12 protein-coding genes are annotated in these 15775 nt (G+C 72.6%); all 12 read left to right on the top strand.

Annotation, left to right across the window (positions count from 1 at the left end; translation table 11 throughout):
• The 12 genes from eccB (at nt 1) to ABGB05_RS01145 (ending at nt 15756) form a co-directional block, all read left to right on the top strand.
• Nucleotides 1-1407 (top strand): type VII secretion protein EccB, encoded by a 1407-nt coding sequence (gene eccB / locus ABGB05_RS01200; protein WP_347651195.1) that lies wholly within the window; start codon nt 1-3, stop codon nt 1405-1407.
• A gap of 74 nt (nt 1408-1481) precedes the next feature.
• On the top strand, nt 1482-1838 hold the full coding sequence (locus ABGB05_RS01195; RefSeq protein ID WP_347651193.1) for a WXG100 family type VII secretion target: 357 nt from the start codon (nt 1482-1484) through the stop codon (nt 1836-1838).
• Between the two features lie 32 nt (nt 1839-1870).
• Entirely contained in the window at nt 1871-2161 is a 291-nt protein-coding gene (locus tag ABGB05_RS01190) for a WXG100 family type VII secretion target (RefSeq protein ID WP_347651192.1), read from the top strand.
• 111 nt (nt 2162-2272) lie between these two features.
• Nucleotides 2273-2686: a hypothetical protein gene (locus ABGB05_RS01185; protein WP_347651191.1), complete on the top strand. Its 414-nt coding sequence runs from the start codon at nt 2273-2275 to the stop codon at nt 2684-2686.
• A gap of 83 nt (nt 2687-2769) precedes the next feature.
• Nucleotides 2770-5109 carry a hypothetical protein gene (locus ABGB05_RS01180; RefSeq protein ID WP_347651190.1) on the top strand — a complete coding sequence of 780 codons (2340 nt, stop codon included), beginning with the start codon at nt 2770-2772 and terminating at the stop codon, nt 5107-5109.
• A 13-nt stretch (nt 5110-5122) separates the two neighbouring features.
• Nucleotides 5123-5551: a YbaB/EbfC family nucleoid-associated protein gene (locus ABGB05_RS01175; protein ID WP_347651189.1), complete on the top strand. Its 429-nt coding sequence runs from the start codon at nt 5123-5125 to the stop codon at nt 5549-5551.
• The gene (locus ABGB05_RS01170) at nt 5541-5876 is read left to right on the top strand and encodes a hypothetical protein (protein ID WP_347651188.1); all 336 of its coding nucleotides are present in this window, start codon (nt 5541-5543) and stop codon (nt 5874-5876) included. Before ABGB05_RS01175 ends, ABGB05_RS01170 begins: the two co-directional genes overlap by 11 nt.
• Nucleotides 5877-5953: 77 nt before the next feature.
• Nucleotides 5954-7165 carry a hypothetical protein gene (locus tag ABGB05_RS01165; protein ID WP_347651187.1) on the top strand — a complete coding sequence of 404 codons (1212 nt, stop codon included), beginning with the start codon at nt 5954-5956 and terminating at the stop codon, nt 7163-7165.
• A gap of 91 nt (nt 7166-7256) precedes the next feature.
• Nucleotides 7257-8948 carry a hypothetical protein gene (locus tag ABGB05_RS01160; RefSeq protein ID WP_347651186.1) on the top strand — a complete coding sequence of 564 codons (1692 nt, stop codon included), beginning with the start codon at nt 7257-7259 and terminating at the stop codon, nt 8946-8948.
• A 69-nt stretch (nt 8949-9017) separates the two neighbouring features.
• Nucleotides 9018-11627, top strand: a complete 2610-nt coding sequence (locus tag ABGB05_RS01155) for a hypothetical protein (RefSeq protein WP_347651185.1) — start codon at nt 9018-9020, stop codon at nt 11625-11627.
• Entirely contained in the window at nt 11624-15019 is a 3396-nt protein-coding gene (locus ABGB05_RS01150) for a right-handed parallel beta-helix repeat-containing protein (protein WP_347651184.1), read from the top strand. The genes ABGB05_RS01155 and ABGB05_RS01150 overlap by 4 nt, the downstream gene beginning before the upstream one ends.
• A 248-nt stretch (nt 15020-15267) precedes the next feature.
• A complete protein-coding gene (locus tag ABGB05_RS01145) occupies nt 15268-15756 on the top strand; it encodes a sigma-70 family RNA polymerase sigma factor (protein WP_347651183.1) in 489 nt (162 codons plus the stop codon).
• The last annotated feature ends 19 nt before the right edge of the window (nt 15757-15775 follow it).

Below are 15775 nucleotides of genomic sequence, written 5' to 3'. Positions count from 1 at the left end.
GTGCAGTCGCGTCGTGACCAGGTGGAGGCCCAGACGTACGTGCTGGGCAGGCTGACCGGTGCGCTGGTCGCCGCCGAACCGGACGGCCTGGAGAACCCGAACCGCCGGATGGTGGTCGGCATGATCAGCGGGGTGCTGGTCGCCGCACTGGTCGTGGTCGGCTGTCTGATCTTCGGTGCGCTGGTGCCCGGCGGGGCCACCAGGTGGCGGCAGCCCGGCGTGCTGGTGGTGGAGAAGGAGACCGGCACCCGGTACGTCTACCTCGACGGGCTGCTCCGGCCGGTGCTCAACCACACCTCGGCCCGGCTGTTGTTCGGCACCGAGCCGAAGACCGTCACGGTCTCCCGGGCGTCGTTGCGGGGGGTCGGACACGGGCAGCCGGTCGGCATCGTCGGCGCGCCGGACGCGTTGCCGACCGGCGGCACGGTCGACCAGCAGGTGTGGACGGTCTGCGCGGTCGCCGCACCGGACCGGGCCGGCACCATCCTGTCGGCCACCACACTCAGCATCGAGTCGGACGGCGCGCCCCGCGACGACCGGCCGCTCGCCGCGGACGAGGCGATCCTGGTCGAGGCCGAGAAGCAGACCTTCCTGGTGTGGCGGGGGCGTCGGCTGCGGTTGACCGAACCGTGGCTGCTCCGGGTACTCGGGTTCGACGGTGCGGCGTTCCCGGTCTGGACGGGGTGGCTGGAATCCGTACCGGTGGGGCCGGACATCGGGCCGCCGGACGTACCGGGGCGGGGACGGCCGGGTCCGGTGGTCGACGGCCGCCGGGCCACCGTCGGCGAACTGTTCACCGCCCGTACCCCCGGGAACCCGGAGCGGCACTACCTGCTCCAGACGGACGGGCTGGCCGAGCTGAACACGTTCGCGTACACGCTGGTCGCCGCCGACCCGCGGACCGCCCAGGCGTACGCCGGACGGCCGGTGCGGCCGACCGAACTGAGCCCCGCCGCGCTGGCCGTACTGCCGGTCTCCCGGCGACCCGTGCTCGCCGCGGAACTGCCGACGACGCCGCCCCGGCGGGCGGTGGCGCCGGACCGGGGCACCTGGTGCGTACGCCAGTCCATCGCGGACGGTCAGACGGAGGTGACGGTGGACCTGCCGGTGCCGCCCGCCCGCGAGGTGGAGGCCGGCGCGGGGGTGACCTTCAGCTCGCGGACCGTCAACGCGGTCGCCGTGGCGCCGGGCCTCGGCGGACTCGCGCTGGCCGGCCGCGCGGGCCAGCCGGCCGGCTCAGGTCTCTACCTGCTGACGGACGCCGGGGTGAAGTACCCGGTCGGGTCGGCGACGGTGGCGGCCCAGCTCGGTTTTCCGGCGACGACGGCCCGGCCGGTGGCGCGTCGGCTGCTGGAGATGCTGCCGACCGGGCCACTGCTCGACCCGTCCTCGGCGGCGAGGGGGTGATCGGCAGGCCGACGTCGCCCGCCCAGCCCAGGAAAGTGCCATCCCGTATTCATTCGATCAGTGAGGAGTGAGTCATGCCGTCAGGTATGCAGATCGTCGACGAAGGCTCAACCGTCGAACTCGTCAAGGCGTTCGGGGTCGCCTACTCGGACCAGGTCAGCGCGCTGAACCAGGCCAACATGACCCAGGGCGACCTCGCCAGTGGCTGGCAGGGTCAGGCGTCGAACACCTACAGCGCCGGCCTGGACGAGTGGAAGGCCGGTCTGCAGAAGGTGTCGGCCGCGCTCGAGTCGATCCGGGACAGCATGAGCCAGTTCGCCCAGCTGACCCAGAGCACCGAAGACGACAACATCATGTTCGCGCAGCTCCAGCCGGCCACCATGACTCCGGTGCAGGCCGGGACGCCAGCGACTCCGGCGAGCTGGACCTGATTTCCACCCCGCATCCGAGGGAGAAAACGTAAATGGCCAACTATGCGGTTCGTACCTCCGCCATGGACGACGGCGCGACCAGTCTGCAGGGCATCACCGACAAGCTGGCGGCGTCGCTGGAGCAGCTGGAGCAGCGGGCTTCGATGTTCAAGAACGCGAACGCCGGTCTGGCGATCGACGGCTACGACGAGGCCCAGCGGCAGTGGAGCCTGGGCATGACCGAGATGCAGAACGCGCTCCGCGGTCACGCCGGCAACCTGGTCCGGATCAACGACAACTACCTGGAGACCGACCACCGGGGTGCGGCCCTCTTCCAGCGCTGAACCGTCACCTCCGGTTTGGACCACGGCGGCACGGGACTCCGCGCCCGTGTCGCCCTGCCGGCCGTCTCCCGGCGAACATCGCCCCGGTATCTCCGAGAGGACGTGTGTCCCGTGCCAGCCCAGATCACCGTCGACGAGAACTACCTCCGCGCCCTGGCGGAGAAACTGATGACAATGCGTAGCCAGGTAACCCAGGTCAGAGCCGGAGTGAATCCGCTCGACCCGGCCCACCCCCACGGCGAGCGTTTCAACAGTCTGCAGGTCAGGGCGGGTTCGGACAAGTTCGCGGCCGGCGTCAACCTGAAATCGCGGATCGCCGCGGTGGGCAGTCAGGCCGACCAGAAGCTGACCGCCTACGACCAGAAACTGTCGAGCCACGCGCAGGGCATCGCGCACATCATCTCGTCGAGCGACAACGTCGAGCGGGCGAACAACTCGTACGCCACGTTCAACTCGTACCTCGGTGGCCCGAGCCCGGTCCCGAGCCCGGTGCCGGGCCTCGGCAGCGGTCCGACCACCACCTGAGAGATCTGCGGTACCGCGCTTCCAGACCGCGACGCGGACGTGACGGCGTCGAGTGACGTGATGGCGTTGAGTGGAGACCCCCGATGACCCAGCCGAATCCGAACCAGCCGACCACCCTGCCCGGCACCGACCCGCTGGGCCTGCCGGCCTGGGAACAGGGTCTCACCGAGGTGCTCGGTGCCGGCGACATGGACAGTCGCCGGTTCACCCGGCCGGCCTGGCTCACCCTGATCATGGCGGGTACCTACATCAAGGCCGGCAACCAGCCGTGGAACGACTCGATGGGTACGGTGGGCGCGAACGAGTTCACCCTCTACCGGCGTACCGCGGCCAGCATGACGAAGATTGGCGGTCCGCTTTCGAGTGACGGCCAGATAGGCGGGAACTGGCTCGGGGTCTCGCACGAGGCGTTCTGGATCATCAAGGGTCGGGTCGACTGGTACGCGAAGTCGGGCAGCTACTCGCCGCACGAGTACTTCTGGAACGAGTTCTGGAACCACTCGCGGGACATCCTGGACACCCCGCCCACCCCACTGCCGTTGGACCCGCAGAGCTTCCACACCGCCGCGGAGTCGTTCTACAACCTCGCCATGTGGCTGGACAGTTCGGCACAGCGACTCCAGGCCGAGATCGACAGTCTCGGTTCGAGCGGGTCGGGCTTCCAGGGCTCCTCGTCCCAGGCTCTCTCCGACGCCCTGAGGAATCTTCACGGCGAGATGCGGCTGCTGCGGCAGGATCTGGAGACCTCCGACAACTGGGTCCGGATGCTGCACGAGAACGGTGATGCCGCGCAGCGCTTCTGGACCCAGGTACGCCAGGCGTGGGCAGACTTCACCAGTCATCCGGAATACCAGCCGAGTTCGATGGTCGCGGCGGTGATGCGGGACCTGGAACGCGCGATCGACGACCTCGGCCGGAGCACCGACGGTTGGAACAGGAAGGCCTGGGACAACGGTGACCTGGTCGTCTGGGAAAACCTCGAACACTGGTGGATAGGCGTCGACATCGGCGACGGCCGGGGTGCGGTCGATTACGACTTCAAGCATCCGGATGTGGCGTTGAAGGAAATCGACGACCGGATGCACGCGTTTTTCAACCGGGCTGCGGCCTCGCTGCACAACGCGATGGCCGTGCGATTCCAGGAACTGCGGAACAGCTTCGAACACACCTATACGAGCATGGTCGACCTGCAGACGTACGTGCCGATCCCGCCGCCCACCACCGGTTCCGGTTCCGGTTCCGGTGGCGGTGGCGGCCTGGACGACCTGCTCAACAACCTTGGTGGGGGTGGCGGGGGTGCCAACCTGGACGACATCCTCGGCGGTGGCGGTGGCGGTGGCGGTGGCGGCGGCGGTGGCGGTGGCGGCGGTGGCGGCGCCGACCTGGAGGACCTCCTCGGCGGTGGCGGCGGCGGAATGTCGGCCTCCGACCTCGGCGGCGGTGGGGCCGGCGCCGGTGGGCTGACCGGCGGCGGTGCCGGCCTTGGTGGCGGCGGCCTGGGAGCCGGTGCCGGCCTTGGCGGGCTGACCGGCGGTGGTGCCGGTCCCGGTGGTGGCGGCCTGGGGCTCGGTGGACTTCCCGGCCTCGGTGGTGGCGGCCTGAACGGCCGGCCCGGCGATGACGAGCAGCCGGCCAAGCCCCCGACCGGACTTCCGGGCACCGGGGACTTCGAGGAAGGTCCGTCGCCGATCGACGAGTTGCCTGGTTCCGGCGGTGGTGGTTCGTTCCCCGGCCTGGGCGGTCCGGGCGGAGGGCTGGATGGTCTGCCGCCGGGTACCGGAGGTGGGTCAGGTTCGGGTTCCGGTGGCGCCCTGCCCGGTCTGGGCGGTTCGGGTTCGGGTGGGTCGTTCCCGGGTCTGGGCGGATCTGGTTCGGGCGGCTCCTTCCCGGGCCTCGGTGGTTCGGGCACCGGCGCTGTCGGGGCCAACGACTTCTTCGGCGGCAGCGCCGGCGGTGAACATCCGGAACTCGGCGGCGCGGGTGGCGTGGGGCTCGGTGGCGGCGGTTCCGGTGGGCAGTGGAGCCCCGACACCCCGCCGCCGAACGGGCTGATGGTCGGCGCGCTCGGTCCCGCGCCGGTCAGCCCCGATGCCGGCATCGAGGGTCTGATCCCGCCGTCCACCGGCGCGGCGGGTCCGGGCGGATTCGGCGGGGGATACCCGCCCATGATGCCGCCGATGGGCGGCATGGGAGCAGGTGGTGGGCAGCAGGAGAAGGATCGCGAGCGCACCACCTGGTTGGCCGAGGAGGAGGAGGTATGGGGAACCGACCCGGACGTCGCTCCGGCGGTCATCGGCCGGGACGAGGTGCCCTCGGCCCCCGGTGGCGAGCGCACTCCCTGGTCGCCGACCGGGCCCGGCACGCCCGCGTCCCCGTTCGGGCCGGCCAGAGGCACCGGCCGACAGACCAACCGCGCCAACTGAGAAGGAGTCGAACGTGACCAGCCCGCTGCACGACAGGATCGAGCAGGCGTACGCCGAGTTCGAACGGCAGAAGCAGGCGATCACCGAGGTCAGACGGGAACTGTCGACGGCGCAGACGACGGTCACCGCCAAGAACCGGGCGCTCACCGTCACGGTGGACGGTCGGGGAGACCTGGTGGAGATCAGGTTTCCGACGAACTCGTACCGGACGATGGCGCCGGCCGAACTGGCGAACCTCCTCATGGAGACCGTCAAGACCGCCCGGGACCAGGCGAGGGGACGGACGGCGAACGCGTTCCAGACGTTACTGCCGACCGGTCTGCCGCTCCTGGACATGCTCAACGGAACGGCGGACTTCGACGACCTGATGCGGGAGACGGTGCGGGTGGTGACCGAGCCGTTCCCGAGTGCCGGGGGCGAGGGGGCGACCGATGGCCGCTGACCACCTTCGGGCCGACACGGACCTGGTCGACAACGACAAGCTCGTCCCGCCGTTCGCGCACATGTCGGTGGTCGGGGAGAGGTTCAGGCACGTCACGAGCCAGAACGTCCCGCCCGGGACGGTCCGGGGCGACGTCGACCGGCAGATCCACGACCGACTCGCGGTGCAGATCGAACTGGTCACCGCCGTGATCGACGGCATCACCCGGCTCGCCCACGGCGACACCGACGACGTCGGCAGTTGGCGTTCCCTCCTCGAGAACGTGGAGGACGACAACTCCGACCTGGCGCGCTCGGGCGGCGACCGGGTGCCGCCCAGGCACTGAGCGTCCGACCGGACGGCACCCCCGTCCGGAGCGGGACGGACCAGACCCCGGACGAACCAGAAGGACCAGACCCGACGATGAGCCAGACAATCGAGAGCCGGCCGGACCAGAGCGCCGCCTTCCACCAGATGCTGCTGCGGATGGCCGGTCGGCTGCCCGACGAGTTGATCGTCGAGGCCCGCCGCTGGCTGGTCGAGGGCGAGTTCGCGGAGATCAGCCAGGCGGTGGTCTTCGCCGCGCTCGCCGGGCGGATCGCGGTGACCGGGGCCGAGGCCACACTGCTGGCCGACGTCCTCGGTGCCGCCGGTGAGGACGTCGAGGCGTTGGCCGACCTCGAACGTTCCGACGCCGACCCGCAACCGGTGTACGGGGTGGCACCGGTCAGCCCCGAGGTGCTGGCCGAGCACGGCCCCGACGTTCCGTACAGCATCGACCTGACCGTGCCGTACCCCGGACCGGGCGGACCGGACGGAGTCGACGCCGCGGCGGTCGCGGCGGCGGCGTCGATCGCCGCCGGGTACCCGGTCCGCGCGCTCTGGCGCTTTTGGCGGTTTCCGGCGGGGGACACCCGGTGGCCGCCGGCCCGTCGGGTGTACCTGCTGCAGGCGGACGACGAGGCGTCGCTACCCGGGCTGGCCGTCCGGCTCCAGGCCGCGCTGGCCGCCGCCGGGGAGACCCATCCGCAGGTGGAGGTCTTCCGCGACCCGGACACACTGCCGGCGTACCAGCGGACCGGGCTCGGCTTCGCCGCGCTGCTCTGGACGGCCACGCCGGCGGTGGTGCCCCTCGTCGCCCGGGTGTTCGACACCTTCGAGCCCGACTCCGGTCCCGGGTTCGAGCCGACGCATCCCCGGCTCGACGAGGCCGAACGGGAGCGGGTCGCCGGCTATCTCGACGCGGGGGTGCCGCTGCTGATCACGCCGGATCTCGCGCCGGACGTACTCGACCCGGAGCGGCCCGAGGTGGTGCCGGCCGTGGTCCGGACCGACGGACGGTGGATCTGGACCGACGCGGTTGGCTACTACCTGCGCGGCTACGGCCTGGCGCCCGACGCCGGCCTCCTCGAGGCGATCCGGGCGAACGACTACCTGCCGCCCGAGGTCGACGCGGTGGCGATGCACCGGGCGTTGTCGGTGCTCTACGCCACGGCGACCGGTGACCCGGCCGACGGCCCGACCGTGGCTGACCCGGATCCTGCCCCGACCGCTGTCGTGGTGGACAACTCCGGGACGAGGTCGGCGTACGTCGACCGGGTCGGAGGTGGGTTGCCGTCCGCCCGGTTCGACTGAACCGGGCGTCTGGTTGAACCGAACACGGGCGACGTCCGTCGTGTTGCGGGAAGCCGTTGCTGAGGGGGATCGAGCTGAGGGGGATCGAACAGTGCCGACGACGCCCGGTGATGGTGTGCCGTCCTGGTTCCGACGTACCGGCCTGCGCGACCGGCTCCGCCGACAGGGCAAGCTGTCCGGCGACCTGTTTCGCCGGCTCGCCCGCCTGTCCGGCGACCTGTTTCGCCGGCTCGACCCGGTCCGGCGGGCGATGGCGGCGCTCCTGCTGTTGGTGCTGGTCGGAGTGGCCGGGGTGGTGGCCAGCGCTGGCTTCGGCAGCGCCACCGCCGAGGCGACCCAGCGGGTCGGTCGGCCGGTGCCGGCCGGCGAGGCACGGGTGATCGCCGCCGCCGGGCTCTCCTGTCCGGCGCTCACCCCGGCCAGGCTCGCCGGGCAACTGATGGCGGCGTCCGGCTTCGACGCCGCCGCCACCACCGCCACCGGTCGTGGCGTGGCCGGGCTGAGTGACGCCGCCTGGGAGCGGTGGAAGCCGCGCGCGTCGGCCCGGCGCGACGACCCCGCCGCCAACATCCTGGCGCTCGCCCACCTCACCTGCGACCTGGTCGGACAGGTACGGCACGCCGGCATCGGCGGTGACCCCTGGCGACTCGCCCTCGGCGCGTACCACTCGGGACTGGCCGCGGTACGCGAGACCAGGGGGGTCCCCGCCCCCGCCCGGCAGTACGTGGACACTGTCGCCGGCTACGCCGCCTGGTACGCCCACCAGCCGGGCACCGGTGGCGGCGGACCGACCAGCACGAGGGGCCCGGTCGGCACGGTGCCCGGCAGGGGCACCGACCCGAAGCCGGTGCCGGACGACTACCTGGCCGCCATCCGGGCGGCCGGACACCGCTGCGCCGCCGTGACACCGGCCCGGGTGGCGGCCCAGCTGATGGCCTCCTCCGGCTTCAACCCGAACCTGCTCGGCCCGCAGGGCGGACAGGGGATCGCCCAGTTCACCCCCGAGCTGTGGGCCCGGTACGCGCCGTTCGCCACCGCCACCTCGCCCTGGGACCCGGCGGCCGCCGTACCGGCGCTCGGGCGGGCGATGTGTTCGCTGGTCGGTGAGTTGAGCGGGGTGGGTGGCGATCCGTACCTGACGGCGGTGGCCGCGTTCCGGGTCGGTCCGGACGCGGTGCGTCAGGCCGGCGGGGTGCCGGACAACGCCGGCCTGCGTGACCATCTCGACCTGGTGACGTCCTACGCCGACCACTACTACGGCAGGGATCCCAGGCTGGGCGGCAGTCCGTCGGCGCCCACGGGTGGCAAGCCTTCGACGCGTCCGACCGGCACCGCACCGCCGACCGGGGTCCGTCCACCGCCCGCCCGCCCGCCGGTGCGGACGCAGTCGCCGACCCGACCGCCGAGGGCCCCGGCCACCACACGTCCCCCGGCGAAGCCCGACTGGCAGACCCGGGTGGTCAACGGTACCTCCGTCCTGCGGCCCGGGCAGTCGTGGAGCACCAACCGACTCAGGCTGACCCTCACCGCCAACGGCAACCTTGCCCTCTACGACCAGGGGCGCCTGGTCTGGAGCGCGGGTACCGGGGGCCGGGGCGCCGCGGAACTGGTCTTCCAGGCTGACGGCAACTTCGTGCTGTACACGTCGAGGAAGGCGACGATCTGGAGTACGCGTACCGACGGTCACGACGGCGCGATCCTCGTCCTGCAGGCGGACGGCAACGTCACCATCTCGCAGCACGGCCGGACGCTCTGGCAGACCGGCACGGCGAAGGCGAGCTGACCCGGCCGCACCCCGGCCCCGACACCACGAATCCCCTGTCCGGTCCGTCGAAACGAGGAGATCTGCCCGATGCCCGAGGGCTGGTCCGATCCAGCGCGGACGGCCGGGGTCGCCGTGGAAGCCGTCGGTGACGTGCTCGTCCTGCGCGGCGCGGCAGACCCGCTGGAGCCGCTGGTCGCGCTGGCCACGGCGGTTCCGGCGGAGTCCGGACCGGCGGCGGTGCTGAGCGCACCCCCGGTCACCGGCCGGGAGGACTTCTTCGAACTCGTCGCGGACCTGTTGGTCGAGCACCTCGGCGGCAGCATCGGGGCGGTCCGCCTGATCGCGCTCGGCGGGTACGCGGGATCGGTCGAGGTGGTACCGGCGGCGCGGCGGTTGGCCGAGTGGGTCGGCCAGGAGGTCCTGCTACCCGTTTCCGGACTGGCCCTGGCACCCGACGGGTGCACCCTCCGGCCGGCCGGTGACCCGGCCGAGCCGACCTGGGTACGGTGTCCGCCCGGCGGGGCGCCCCGGCCCGCTGCTGCCTGGCCGCCGACCGGGCCGTCGTTTGCCGCGCCGGTCGAGTCGCCGGTCTCCCCGGCGGCGCCGGCCGCTCCGGAGCCGGCTCCGGCGGTCGGGGCGCCGGCCCGAGCCCGGTCGACCGGTCCGGGGCGCTGGAACTGGCCGGCGGGCGGATCCTGGTGGCTCGTACGGGCCGCTGCGGACGCCGGGCTCGCGGTCGTACCCCGGACACGCCCGGACGTCGTGTGGCGGCCCGCCCGTCCGACGGCCGCGGCGCCCCGGGCCGAGGCGGCGGTCACCCCGCCGTCGACCGACCTGCCGGGGGTACGCACCCGCGCCGGCTGGTCGTTCCTCGAACGGCCAGGAAACCGGAATGTTGCCGCCCTGGCCGGCTTTGTCGTCGAGGTCGGCGTCAGCGTGACCGGGTTCCAGGTCCTCGGCCGCCCGCAGTCCCCCCGCGCGCTGGCCCGGATGCTCGCCTCCTGCCACCGGGACACCCGTCAGCCGGTCGTGGTCGTCGCCCGTGGGGTCACCGTCAGCGGAGCGGCCGCCGACCTGCTGTACGGGGGACTGGCCGACGCGTTGGGGGTCCCGGTCCACGCCGCCGACGCGGCGGTGGAGTTGTCCGCCACCGGTCTGCTCAGGACCTCCGGCACGTTCCGCCGGTGGAGTCCCCGGCCGGTGCGGGTGGGTGACCGACGGCCGCCGCGTCAGGTCCGGGCACTCGGCCCGGTGCTGCCGCCACTGCCCGTTGTCGTGTCCGGTGACGTCCGGCCGGTGTCCGGTGGCGTCGTGCTGACGTTCGGCGCCGTCACGTCAGCACCCGGTCCTGCAGGGGCGACCTCCGGGCATCCGACGTCAGCACCCCGTCCTGCGGAGCCGGTGCCGCCGCGGACCGAGCCGGTGGTGTTGGGCCGGGCGATCGTCGACCTGCTCGATCCGGAGCGCTGGCGGACGCTCGGCGCCACACCGGTGGCCGAGATGTCGGTGCTGCCCGGACCGGTGTCGCCGACGGCCCTGCCGGGCGCCGGCGCCGGGGTGGCGACCGTCGTACCCGCCACGGCCGCCGGCACCGCCACGCCCGCCGGGCCAGGTGCCGACCCGGCGGGGCCGCCCGAGCCGACGGTCGACCAGGTCACCGGTGGCACGTTCGTGCCGGAGAGCAGCATCGTCGCCGCCGGTTCGACCCTCCCGACCGCGGCCACGCTGTCCGGGCTGTCCGGGCTGTCCGGGCTGTCCATGAGCGACGAGCTGTCCATGAGCGACGAGCTGTCCGAGGCGGACGGCAACGGGCCCGGCCAGGTCGTACCGGCGCCCGGCCCCGGGACCGGTGGTTTTGTCGCCGCCTCGTCCGTGTCTCCACGCTGGCTCTCCGAGGCCGACGTCGAGACGGTCGTCGCCCAGCGGCCCGCGTTGCGGTCGGCGGTCGGCGGCCGGTACGACGCCCACGCGCGGGTGGTCACCCGGACGTTGGCCGAGTCGCCCGGACTGCGTGCCACACCGGGCGGCCTCGCGGACCTCACCGCGGGGCTGGTCGCGGTCCGGGCGTACTGCGACGGCGAGCGTGATCCCGTCAACGAGGTGCTGCGCGGCGCCGGCCCGGTGGAGCAGGTCACCCGGTTGGGGCTGCTGGCCCGCTGGGCCAGCTACGGACTGCACCGGATGCCGTCGGTGTTCGGTCCGGTCTTCCGGCCCGGTCCCGCCGGCTCCGGGTACGTCGCCGGATACCGCCCCGGCGACGTACTCGTCGAGCCGGCCTTCGTCGACGTGGACCTGCGGCCCGGTCGGCCCCCGGAGTCCGGCGTCGAATTCGCCATCTGGTCGATCAGCGCCCGCCGCCTCGCCGGCCTCGGCGCCGGTACCGGCACCGGAGGTGGCCTGTTCGCGTCGGGGAGCCGGTTCCTGGTGCTCGCCGTCGACGGCCCGGGCGACGGCGCCGGGCCGGTACGGGTGTTCCTACGGGATCTCGGTGCCCTCCGGAGTACGCCGGGCCGGGCCGTCCGGGACGACCCGGAGCGGATCCTGGCCCAACTGCGGGCGGTGCCCCGGGCCGACGACGGTGCTACTACCGACGCGGCGCCGTCGCGGTTCGCCCCGGGGCTGGACGACAACGGGCGACCTTTCCCTCCGCCGGTGGAATCCACCGGCGGCGCTGCCGGATCAGGTGGAGAAGCGTGAGTAACAGCATGCTGTTGGTGTCCCAGACCGACCCCGGATGCCTGCCGACCATCGCGGACGCCGTGCGGGCCGCCGGGCCGGGGGCCACCGTCGTCGTCCAGCCCGGCACGTACCGCGAGCAGGTACGGCTGACCGGGGACGTCACCGTGACCGCCGAAGACGGCCCGGGCACCGTGACGATCGACGGCGGAGCTGGGGTGGCGGTGTTCGCCGCCGGTGGCGTGGGCACGTTACGCGGCCTGACGGTCCGGGGTGGGGGCGCCGACCTGCCCGCGATCCAGCTCGGTCGTGGCACGCTGCATCTGGTCGACTGTGAGGTCGTCGGAGCCGGGATCGTGGCGGTGCACGTGCCCGGCGGCCGTCTCGACATGACCGACTGCCGCGTCAACAACCCGGCCGGGGCCGGCTTCCTGGTCGACGGAGGCGGCACCGGCACGGTCGTCCGGACCGAGGTACGCGGCGTCGGCAGTACCGGAATCGTGATCGCCGGCGGTGCCGACCCGGTGTTCCGGCACTGCACCGTGACCGACGGCCGGGGCGTCGGAGTGCTCTCCACCGGGGGCGGCCGGGGCCGCGTCGAGGACTGCCGGATCAGCGCCGTCGAGGGTGCCGGGGTGGCTGTCGAGGGGGACGGCGCCGTGCGGGTGGTACGGACGACGGTGCACGACACGCCGGGCGCGGGTGTCCTGGTCGCCGGCGGCACGCCCACGTTCGAGGAGTGTGAGGTCCGGGCTGTCGGTGGGCACGGCGTGGTCCTGACCGACCGCGCGAACCCGGTACTTCGTCGGTGCCGGGTGGACGGTGCGGCCGGGCACGGGCTGTACGTGCTGGAGTCGGCGACCGGCGAGTTCACCGACGGGGAGATCGACGGAACCGGGGCAGCCGCGGTGGCGGTCAGCGGCTCGGCGACGCCCCGGATCGAGGGTGGGCGGGTGTCAGGTGGTGTGGGGGTGGGCCTGCTGTTCGAGGCCGACGCGGCGGGCACGGTACGCGGCACAACTGTCCGGGGTGGACAGGTCGGTCTGCTGGTCCAGGGCTCGGCGTCTCCGGTGGTCGAGGATGTCACCATCACCGGCTGCACCGACCACGGTGTACGGGTGACCGACAGCGCCCGGCCGACCGTGCACGGCGGTCAGGTCGACGGCTGCCGGGCGGGCGGCTTCCTGGTCGCCGGCGGCGCGGCCCTGACGGTCGACGAGGCCACGGTCCGGGGCGGCACGAACGCGCTGCTGCTGGCCCCTGGCGGTACGGCAACGGTGACCGCCTGTGACTTCCGGGCGGCCCGGGACGCGGGAATCCTGCTGCGGCAGGACGCCGAGCTGACCCTGCGGCGTACCCGGGTCCAGGACAGCGGCGGGCCGGGAGTCCGGTTCGGCCCCGGCTCGTCCGGCCGGCTCGACGGCTGCGAACTGGTCGGGAACGCCGGTGACGGCCTGCTGGTCGAGACGGTGGAACGGGTCCGGGTACGGACGACCACGATCGTCAACAACGGCGGCGAGCGGATCCGGTTGGTGGTGCCGAGCAGTGCGCTCGACGTGGACGAGCAGGAGACCGCGCCGCCGGCCCGGCCGGTGTCGGCCGGTGAGCCGCCCCGGGAGGATCCGTCCCCTGGGCGGCCGGCCTCCGTCGTACCGGGGACGCCCGGCCCGGGCGACCCGGGGAACGCGGTGGGCGGCGTCCAGCCGGCGGCCGTCGGACCGGAGGGTCTGACCCGGCCCACGGTCGACCCGGCGACGCCGCTGCTCGCGGAGCTGGACGGGCTGGTCGGGCTGGCTGGGGTGAAGCGTGAGGTGGCGACGTTGGTCGGACTGCACCGGGTCGGCCAACGGCGGGCGGCCGCCGGCCTGCCGGCGCCGCCGATGTCCCGGCACATGGTCTTCGCCGGTGCTCCGGGCACCGGCAAGACCACCGTGGCCCGCCTGTACGGGCGGATTCTCGCCGCGCTCGGCGTGCTGCGGACCGGCCAGCTGGTCGAGGTGTCCCGGGCCGACCTGGTCGCCGAGCACATCGGCGGCACCGCCGTGAAGACCACCGAGAGGTTCAACGAGGCGCGGGGCGGGGTGTTCTTCGTCGACGAGGCGTACACGCTCGCCGCCGTGGAGGGCGGTTCCGGCCACGACTTCGGTCGGGAGGCGATCGACACGCTGGTCAAGCTGATGGAGGACCACCGCGACGAGGTGGTGGTGATCGTCGCCGGATACTCCGCCCAGATGCGTTCGTTCCTGGATTCCAACCCGGGGCTCGCCTCCCGGTTCTCCAGGTCGGTCGAGTTCGAGAGTTACTCGACCGAGGAACTGGTCACCATCGTCGAGCGACTGTGCAGCACGCACCACTACTCGCTGGAGTACGACACGCGGCTGGCCCTGGCCCGGCTGTTCGACGGGATGGACCGGGACGCGAACTTCGGTAACGCCCGGGTGGCCCGGAAGGTGTTCGAGGAGATGGTCGGGCGGCAGGCGTTCCGGTTGTCGGAGGCCGGTTCGTCGTCGGGCGTGGAGTTGGCGCAGCTTCTGCCGCAGGACCTCGGAGAGGTGGCGAAGAGCGGCGGACCGGCGGGGGTGGCCCGCGACGACGAGGTCAACCAGTTGCTCGCCCGACTCAACGGGATGATCGGGTTGAGTGCGGTGAAGCGCGAGGTGGCCGACATGATCGACCTGCTCGCCACCATCCGGACCCGGGTCGAGGCGGGGCTGCCGGCACCGTCGGTCTCCCGGCACCTGGTCTTCTCCGGGCCGCCCGGCACCGGTAAGACCACGGTGGCCCGGCTGTACGGCCAACTGCTGACCGCGCTCGGCGTACTGGCGGGTGGGCAGTTGGTCGAGGTGGCCCGGGCGGACCTGGTCGGTGAGTACATCGGGCACACCGCCCAACGCACCCGGGAGGCGTTCGACCGGGCCCGGGGCGGGGTGCTCTTCATCGACGAGGCGTACACCCTGGCGCCGCCGGATGCCCGGCAGGACTTCGGTCGGGAGGCGATCGACACGCTGGTCAAGTTGATGGAGGACCACCGGGACGAGGTGGTGGTGATCGCCGCCGGGTACGAGGAGGAGATCGAGGAGTTTCTGTCCGCCAACGCGGGTCTGGCGTCCCGGTTCTCCCGCCGGATCCACTTCGCCAACTACGACGCGAACGACCTGGTGGCCATCTTTCAGGGCCTGGCCTCGGCCAGCGGCTACGAGTGCGCCGGCCGGACGCTGGTGGCGCTGCGTGAGCACTTCGAGCGGGTGCCGAAGACGCGCTCCTTCGGCAACGGCCGCTACGCCCGGCAGGTGCTCGACGAGGCGGTCACCCGGCAGGCCGGCCGACTCCGCTCGCTGCGTGAGCCCACTGTGGACCAGCTGAGGACGTTGCTGGTCGAGGATCTGGTGCCCACGGCGCCGGTGGTCGTATAAAAGGCTGCTCCCGCATGCCCCGATAAATTGGCTGAACATTTGCTTGATCGGGGTGAAGTCGATCGTATGCTCATCGGAGCCGCAGCCGGTTCACAAGGCCGGAGGGTGGCGCGTGCCAGACAGTCACGGCGATCCGGTGAAAGGGCGACTCGGTGTTTGCACTGGCCAACCCCTGCGATACGGTCCAGGAGACCCGAACCGGAACCGATGGCGCGGGACCGGTCGATACTGCGGGAGCGCAGGCGCGAATGCGTCAGTTGCACGTCGAACACGCCGAGCCGCTCTATCGATTCCTGCTTCGGTTAACGTGGGGTGAACAACACCTTGCCGAAGATCTGCTCCAGGAGACAATGCTGCAGGCGTGGCGGCATCTCGACCGCTTACCCGCCGAGGGTGAGTCGGTCCGCCGGTGGCTTTTCATCGTCGCCAGACGGATCGCCATCGACGCGGCCCGCGCCCGACAGGCGCGACCCACCGAGGTCGGGGTGATCGACCTGACCGGGATCCCGGGACGCAGTGACCTGGTGGAGTGTGTGGTGGCCGAGCAGACGGTCCGGCGGGCGTTGCCGAAGTTGAGCGCCGCCCATCGGGCGGTGCTCAACGAGTTGTACTTCCAGGGCCGCTCGACCGACGAGGCCGCCGCCCGGCTCGGCATACCCGAGGGGACCGTCAAGTCCCGGGCGCACTACGCGCTTCGGGCCCTCCGGGCCGCGATCGGACCCACGGACCTGGACTGACGTCGGCGGGTGTGCGCCG

Source organism: Plantactinospora sp. B5E13 (assembly GCF_039871775.1).
Lineage (GTDB): Bacteria > Actinomycetota > Actinomycetes > Mycobacteriales > Micromonosporaceae > Plantactinospora.
Note: the sequence above shows the minus strand (reverse complement) of the source record. Positions and strands in the feature narration are given on the sequence as shown.

What these genes read in the sequence shown, in the direction of transcription:
- ABGB05_RS01195 (WP_347651193.1), top strand. Translation starts at nt 1,482, where the DNA reads ATGCCGTCAGGTATGCAGATCGTCGACGAAGGCTCAACCGTCGAACTC.
- ABGB05_RS01190 (WP_347651192.1), top strand. Translation starts at nt 1,871, where the DNA reads ATGGCCAACTATGCGGTTCGTACCTCCGCCATGGACGACGGCGCGACC.
- ABGB05_RS01180 (WP_347651190.1), top strand. Translation starts at nt 2,770, where the DNA reads ATGACCCAGCCGAATCCGAACCAGCCGACCACCCTGCCCGGCACCGAC.
- ABGB05_RS01170 (WP_347651188.1), top strand. Translation starts at nt 5,541, where the DNA reads ATGGCCGCTGACCACCTTCGGGCCGACACGGACCTGGTCGACAACGAC.
- ABGB05_RS01165 (WP_347651187.1), top strand. Translation starts at nt 5,954, where the DNA reads ATGAGCCAGACAATCGAGAGCCGGCCGGACCAGAGCGCCGCCTTCCAC.
- ABGB05_RS01155 (WP_347651185.1), top strand. Translation starts at nt 9,018, where the DNA reads ATGCCCGAGGGCTGGTCCGATCCAGCGCGGACGGCCGGGGTCGCCGTG.
- ABGB05_RS01145 (WP_347651183.1), top strand. Translation starts at nt 15,268, where the DNA reads ATGCGTCAGTTGCACGTCGAACACGCCGAGCCGCTCTATCGATTCCTG.